The following is a 1,341-nucleotide window of genomic DNA, read 5'->3' as shown; positions in this document are numbered from 1 at the left end:
TGGAGCGCACCCCATTTTGACCGGACACGCGGCATAGCTGATAAGGCATAGGCATACGCCTATGAGTAAGACTATGTCCAAAGCCTCTGACGCTCCGTTCAGCAGGGTCGAAGTCATCACATCCGTGCAACGACGCCGTCGATGGTCGGTGGCGGAGAAGGTCCGCCTCGTCGAGGAAGCCATGCAGCCGGGCATGAGCATCTCCTATGTTGCACGCCGCGCTGGCATCGCTCCTTCCCAGCTCTTTGCCTGGAAGCGCCGGATGCTTGAAGGAGGTCATGCCGCCGTAGACGCCGATGAAGATGTGGTGGCTGCTTCCCAGGTCCGTGAGTTGGAGAAGCGCGTTCGTGACCTCGAACGCATGCTGGGCAAGAAGACGATGGAAGCCGAGATCCTCAAGGAAGCTCTTGATCTCGCTCGCCCAAAAAAACGGCCATCGCTGCTGCCCTCGTGGAGCGATCCAAAGGACGGTTCCCAGTGAGCACCGTTGCCAAGGTCCTGAGCGTTTCCAGGTCCAACCTGATCGAGCGCACGAGCAAGCCTTCCAAACCGCGCGGCTCGTATCGAAAGCCTGATGACCTCGCTCTCCTTGCCGAACTGCGCCCGATCATCGACGAGCGGCCAACCTACGGCTATCGGCGCGTGACGGCATTGCTGAACCGGCAGCGGCGTAGAGAGGGCAAGCCGGTGGTCAATGCCAAGCGTGTCCTCAGGGTCATGCAGCAGAACGGCCTCACCCTGCAGAAGCATACGGCTCTACGGCCCACGCGCACTCATGACGGTGTTGTCGTGGCCCTGCGCTCCAACATCCGCTGGTGTTCGGATCATCTGGAGATCCATGCCCGCAACGGAGAAGTCGTCCGCGTCGTCTTCGTCATCGATGCCTGCGACCGGGAGATCATCGCCTGGTCAGCCGTCGCCAATGCCGGCATCTCGGGCGAGATGGTCTGCGACCTGATGATCGCGGCCGTCGAACGCCGCTTCCAGACCCTCAAGGTCCCGCACCGGCTGGAATGGCTGTCTGATAATGGCAGCGCCTACATCGCCAGGCAGACCGCACAGGTCGCCGCGGCACTGGGCATCAACCTGCTCTTCACCCCAGTTCGAAGCCCGCAGAGCAACGGAATGTCCGAGGCGTTCGTCAAAACACTGAAACGGGACTACGCTTCGATCGTCATACTCCCTGACGCCGACACCATCATGGCCTTGCTGCCGAGATGGATCGACGACTACTGTGAAGTCCACCCGCACTCCGGTCTCAAGTTCCGCTCACCACGCGAGTTCCTGCGCCTCAGTGCTTAAACCAACCGCCGCCTGTCCGGTGAAACGGGGTCAACTCCA

The 1,341-nt window shown here is 61.1% G+C and carries 1 protein-coding gene; it reads left to right on the top strand.

All coding sequences use genetic code 11. The features are described from left to right. The first annotated feature begins 61 nt into the window (after nucleotides 1-61). Nucleotides 62-1,302 (top strand): IS3 family transposase gene (locus J5Y06_RS22970; protein WP_385932675.1). Its coding sequence is split into 2 segments (ribosomal slippage): nucleotides 62-422 and nucleotides 422-1,302, totalling 1,242 coding nucleotides; the frame shifts between segments, so codons are not numbered across the junction. Nucleotides 1,303-1,341: the final 39 nt, after the last annotated feature.

The sequence above is a fragment of the Tianweitania sediminis genome, assembly GCF_017813335.1.
Classification (GTDB): Bacteria; Pseudomonadota; Alphaproteobacteria; order Rhizobiales; family Rhizobiaceae; genus Tianweitania; species Tianweitania sediminis.
Note: the sequence above shows the minus strand (reverse complement) of the source record. Positions and strands in the feature narration are given on the sequence as shown.